Origin of the sequence: Pseudoalteromonas sp. TB25 (genome assembly GCF_000497995.1) — a bacterium.
Taxonomy (GTDB): domain Bacteria; phylum Pseudomonadota; class Gammaproteobacteria; order Enterobacterales; family Alteromonadaceae; genus Pseudoalteromonas; species Pseudoalteromonas distincta.
On record NZ_AUTI01000243.1, the window covers coordinates 1 to 5,949 of the forward strand.

Consider the following 5,949-nt stretch of genomic DNA (forward strand, 5'->3'; position numbering starts at 1 on the left):
TAGCAAACTCGATGCCCGAGTGGTGGAATTGGTAGACACAAGGGATTTAAAATCCCTCGACTAACAAGTCGTGCCGGTTCAAGTCCGGCCTCGGGCACCATCTTTACTAAAATCCTCAGATTAAATTCACTTAAATTCTAAATTGCTTCTAATTTTAAAACATTCAAAAATTATTCTTACTTAAATTCTCTAATCTTATTTTTAATACCTACTTACCTTTAAAATCTATTTCTTTTTAATATCTTAGAGTTTCACCATCCTCAAAATAGATCACTTAATTAAGCGAATTGGTATAAGAGCACCTGTTTATAACAGAGCAAAAAATCAGAACGCTGGTTATTTAATTTTCATGGCAATTACTCCTGCACCTAAGTTTTAACGAGGGGTGGCATTAATGAATGTAATAGAAGTGCGGTGTCTAAAATAAATTTAAGGTAGGAGTATAAGGAATGTGTTAAGCACTTAGTTATACCAATTGCGAAGATTTTATAAGCGATCCTTGAGGATCGCTTATAAAGGATAAATTGTTATTGCAGTTTACTCTGAGCTTTGTAAATTGGATACTCGCTCAACAAGCCTTGAATAAGCGCAACACACATTAAAATAAGTACTATTGAAAACGGCAAAGCTGTAGTAACTACGCCCGACTGAAGCGCTTGCAATGCTTGCGAGCCACCAACCCAGAGCAATACTGCTGCAATCACGCCTTCGACTGTAGCCCAAAATATACGTTGTGGCACTGGTGCATCTATTTTACCGCCCGCAGTTATACCATCTATTACAAGCGATCCTGAATCAGACGACGTTATAAAAAATACCAAAACGAGTGCTATAGAAATAATAGAAATAAAACTAGAAAGAGGTAACTGCTCGTATACTTGAAATAAAGTCACTGAGATATCAGTTAAACCATTTTGTCCAAGTGGGCCAACTTTATCTATAACTTGTGTAATTGCCATATTTCCGAATACGCCCATCCAAACCAAACTAAGAAGCGTTGGTAGGCCAATGACGACGAGTAAAAACTCGCGTACAGTGCGCCCCTTTGAAACTCGGGCAATAAACATCCCAACAAACGGCGACCATGATATCCACCATGCCCAATAAAACACAGTCCAAGAGTGCATCCAATCTTCATCGGGTCTATTGAATGGATTGCTCAAAGGTACAAAGTGCTCTACGTACGCCCCAAGGGTAAACCAAACAGCAGTAATTGCATCAGAGAAAGTAAGGGCAATAACGGCTAATAATAAAATAAATGCACAAATTAAATTAACATTGCTCAGTACTTTAACACCCCCCTCAATACCTCTAATAACTGAGAAAATTGCAATGCACGTTACTAAACCAATAACAGATATTTGAAAAGCAGTCCCGTAATCAGTGCCTAACAGATAATTTATCCCGCTGGTAGCTTGTTGAGCGCCAAGGCCTAGCGATGTAGCTAAACCAAATAAAGTAGACAGTACAGCGAGTATATCTATGATATGACCAAGCCATCCCCAGGCGCGATCACCAAATAATGGATAAAAAACCGAACGTATAGATAAAGGAAGGCCTTTATTAAATGCAAAAAAAGCCAAGCTTAACCCAACAACTGCGTAAATCGCCCATCCATGTAAACCCCAGTGGTACATGGTTGCACCCAAAGCTAATGAGTGTGCTTGCGGTGAATTTGGCTCAACGCCCATAGGCATATGATACCAACCAGTATAATATGCAGTTGGCTCAGCAACTCCCCAAAACAGTAAGCCAATCCCCATTCCTGCTGCAAAGAGCATTGAAAGCCATGACATGTAACCATGTTCTGGACGAGCTTTTACGCCACCCAACCGAATTTTACCTAAAGGAGAAAATGCTAAAATAACGCAAAAGATCACAAAGGCATTGGCTAGTAACACAAAGTAACTATCAAATTGATTAATTATTGCGTCTTTAGTAGAGGTTAGTGCATCACGGGTAACGGTAGGGTCAAAAACTAGGGTAAGTATTACAAATAAAACAACTAAGAAAGCGCTTATACCAAATACTGGGTTATGGATATCAAATCCCCACTTTTGTACATTATCTTGCCCAACTTGGTAATCAGTAGTGTCTATACTGTATTTTTTTGTCATGTCATCCATCGGATCTCCTTTTTATAGATAACTTAATTCATACATCCTACGCACTACGTAATTAAATATAAAATAGTTTTAAAATTAATATAACTTTTATTTATAAGAAATGAGATGATTAAGCGTAGTATTTGTTATTTTTAGAACTAAAAAAGCGAGCCGTAGCTCGCTGATTATTTTCTATTCCCAGGCCTCTGGGTCAACCTCTTTAGCAAGTTTAGGATGCTTACTTTTGTCAAAGGTGGGTATTAAGCCCTTTTTGCGTTGTTCGTTATAGTCTTTTGAAAGCCATACAACAACACCTGAAAGCATAAATAGCGCTATAACGTTTACAATGGCCATTAAACCCATTGATATATCTGCCAGCGTCCAAATTAAACCAAGCTCACCAACAGCACCAAACATCACCATACCTAAAACAACAAGTCTAAAGATAAACATACCTTTATTAGAGTTGTGTTCTAAAAACATTAAATTTGTTTCAGCGTAAGAGTAATTGGCCACAATAGAAGTAAAGGCAAAAAACAATATAGCAATAGCAATAAAGTAAGTACCCCAGTTGCCGACATGTTCTTGTAATGCTGCTTGTGTAAGTTCAATCCCCATAACACCAGATTCAGGTACTAATTGCTGCGATAGTAAAATAAGAGAAGCAGTCGCTGTACAAATAACAATAGTATCAATAAATACGCCTAACATTTGCACATAACCTTGTGATGCTGGGTGAGGAGGGTAAGGCGTCGCAGTAGCCGCGGCATTAGCTGCACTACCCATACCAGCTTCGTTTGAGAATAAACCACGCTTTATACCTTGGATCATCGCTTGTGTGACACCGTATCCAATAGCACCAGCACCAGCTTGTTCAATACCAAAAGCACTTTTTATAATAAGTACTAGCACATCTGGTAGTGCAGTAAAGTTAATGGCGCATACATAAAGTGCAACCAGCAGGTAAGCTAATGCCATAAATGGAACAACCATTTCAGCAAAGCGAGAAATTGTTTTTAGGCCACCAAAAATAATAATGCCAGAGCCAATAACCAAGCAAATGCCTACTATATACTTAGGTACATCAAACGCTACTTCAAATGCTGCAGCAATAGAGTTTGACTGTACTGCGTTAAATACTAAACCAAAGGCTAAAATTAAACATAACGAGAATAAAGTTCCCATCCAACGTTTGCCTAAACCGTTTTGCATATAATAAGCAGGGCCACCTCTAAAATTACCATCTGCATCTTTTGTTTTATAAGCCTGAGCTAAAGTACTCTCGGCAAAACTTGTAGCCATACCTATTAATGCAATAAGCCACATCCAGAAAATAGCACCTGGGCCACCTAGGTATAAGGCGACAGCAACACCTGCCATATTACCAGTACCGACACGAGCTGCTAATGAAGTACAAAAAGCCTGAAAGGATGAAATTTCGTTATCGGCACATTTACGAGAACCAAACATAACTTTGAACATATGTGGGAATTGCACAAATTGAATAAAGCCTAGTCGAAAAGTAAAGAAGAGGCCCGCTGCTATTAATAAGTAGACGAGAACTTGCCCCCATAGAAGGGCACTTATACTATTTATTATGTCTGTCATGGATACTGCCTAAATACATGAGTTAAAAAAAGTGACCGCAACTTATCACATCAGGATAAAAGTGTTTAGTTTTTAAGTTCAAAAACAGAGTTATCAACAGGGTTTTGTGGGTAACTTGTGACTATCGTGTGCACTTGCTTGGGGCTTAATTTTAATTACTGTTTTATGCAAATAACGCTTGCGTAAAATCCGCCGCTCCCTATAATGCGACCCCACTGAGACGGGATATGGCGACGCGCAGCGGACAACGCATAGCGAGGCACGAACTACTCAGAGAGTTAAATAAAACTTCGGTTTTAAATCTTCCAAAAGAAAGTTTAAAACAAAGTGTTGACTCGAAAAATAAAGGGTGTATTATTCGCATCCCTTGAGACGCTAAAGCGACTCAAACGTTCTTTAACAATATAAAGCAATCATCTGTGTGGGCACTCGTACAGATTGAGTTCTAACAGCCAAGCTACTTAGGTAGCGAGGCAAACAAATTAGAGTCTCAATTGAAACTGAGTGACCATATGTTATTAAAAGATTCAGCCTTGAGCTGTTTTGATTTCACTTTTTTAAAAGTGAAAATAATAACGCACAGTCAATTCGTTTTTGGCAACAAAAACAAAAATTCAGAATTCATTGAGCTGTCGAAAGACATAAAACTTTTTAATTGAAGAGTTTGATCATGGCTCAGATTGAACGCTGGCGGCAGGCCTAACACATGCAAGTCGAGCGGTAACAGAAAGTAGCTTGCTACTTTGCTGACGAGCGGCGGACGGGTGAGTAATGCTTGGGAACATGCCTTGAGGTGGGGGACAACAGTTGGAAACGACTGCTAATACCGCATAATGTCTACGGACCAAAGGGGGCTTCGGCTCTCGCCTTTAGATTGGCCCAAGTGGGATTAGCTAGTTGGTGAGGTAATGGCTCACCAAGGCGACGATCCCTAGCTGGTTTGAGAGGATGATCAGCCACACTGGGACTGAGACACGGCCCAGACTCCTACGGGAGGCAGCAGTGGGGAATATTGCACAATGGGCGCAAGCCTGATGCAGCCATGCCGCGTGTGTGAAGAAGGCCTTCGGGTTGTAAAGCACTTTCAGTCAGGAGGAAAGGTTAGTAGTTAATACCTGCTAGCTGTGACGTTACTGACAGAAGAAGCACCGGCTAACTCCGTGCCAGCAGCCGCGGTAATACGGAGGGTGCGAGCGTTAATCGGAATTACTGGGCGTAAAGCGTACGCAGGCGGTTTGTTAAGCGAGATGTGAAAGCCCCGGGCTCAACCTGGGAACTGCATTTCGAACTGGCAAACTAGAGTGTGATAGAGGGTGGTAGAATTTCAGGTGTAGCGGTGAAATGCGTAGAGATCTGAAGGAATACCGATGGCGAAGGCAGCCACCTGGGTCAACACTGACGCTCATGTACGAAAGCGTGGGGAGCAAACGGGATTAGATACCCCGGTAGTCCACGCCGTAAACGATGTCTACTAGAAGCTCGGAACCTCGGTTCTGTTTTTCAAAGCTAACGCATTAAGTAGACCGCCTGGGGAGTACGGCCGCAAGGTTAAAACTCAAATGAATTGACGGGGGCCCGCACAAGCGGTGGAGCATGTGGTTTAATTCGATGCAACGCGAAGAACCTTACCTACACTTGACATACAGAGAACTTACCAGAGATGGTTTGGTGCCTTCGGGAACTCTGATACAGGTGCTGCATGGCTGTCGTCAGCTCGTGTTGTGAGATGTTGGGTTAAGTCCCGCAACGAGCGCAACCCCTATCCTTAGTTGCTAGCAGGTAATGCTGAGAACTCTAAGGAGACTGCCGGTGATAAACCGGAGGAAGGTGGGGACGACGTCAAGTCATCATGGCCCTTACGTGTAGGGCTACACACGTGCTACAATGGCGCATACAGAGTGCTGCGAACTCGCGAGAGTAAGCGAATCACTTAAAGTGCGTCGTAGTCCGGATTGGAGTCTGCAACTCGACTCCATGAAGTCGGAATCGCTAGTAATCGCGTATCAGAATGACGCGGTGAATACGTTCCCGGGCCTTGTACACACCGCCCGTCACACCATGGGAGTGGGTTGCTCCAGAAGTAGATAGTCTAACCCTCGGGAGGACGTTTACCACGGAGTGATTCATGACTGGGGTGAAGTCGTAACAAGGTAGCCCTAGGGGAACCTGGGGCTGGATCACCTCCTTATACGATTTAGAACTTATTTGTTCGTAGTGTCCACACAGATGATTGTTA

The 5,949-nt window shown here is 42.1% G+C and carries 2 protein-coding genes, 1 tRNA gene and 1 rRNA gene; 2 read left to right on the forward strand and 2 right to left on the reverse strand.

The genetic code is table 11. The annotated features are described in order from the left end of the window. The first annotated feature begins 13 nt into the window (after positions 1-13). Positions 14-100 (forward strand) — tRNA-Leu (locus L652_RS0107515). A gap of 427 nt (positions 101-527) precedes the next feature. Here the strand turns inward: L652_RS0107515 and L652_RS0107520 are convergent. Together L652_RS0107520 and L652_RS0107525 are read right to left on the reverse strand one after the other, a co-directional pair. Beyond that, positions 528-2,126: a BCCT family transporter gene (locus L652_RS0107520; RefSeq protein WP_024594997.1), complete on the reverse strand. Its 1,599-nt coding sequence runs from the start codon at positions 2,124-2,126 to the stop codon at positions 528-530. A gap of 171 nt (positions 2,127-2,297) precedes the next feature. Further along, on the reverse strand, positions 2,298-3,713 hold the full coding sequence (locus L652_RS0107525) for a sodium:alanine symporter family protein (protein ID WP_024603385.1): 1,416 nt from the start codon (positions 3,711-3,713) through the stop codon (positions 2,298-2,300). Positions 3,714-4,365: 652 nt separating this feature from the next. On the opposite strand from L652_RS0107525, the gene L652_RS01000000123445 reads away from it, so the two are divergent. Further along, positions 4,366-5,901, forward strand: a 16S ribosomal RNA gene (locus L652_RS01000000123445). Positions 5,902-5,949 lie beyond the last annotated feature (48 nt).

What these genes read in the sequence shown, in the direction of transcription:
- L652_RS0107520 (WP_024594997.1), bottom strand. Translation starts at nt 2,126, where the DNA reads ATGGATGACATGACAAAAAAATACAGTATAGACACTACTGATTACCAA.
- L652_RS0107525 (WP_024603385.1), bottom strand. Translation starts at nt 3,713, where the DNA reads ATGACAGACATAATAAATAGTATAAGTGCCCTTCTATGGGGGCAAGTT.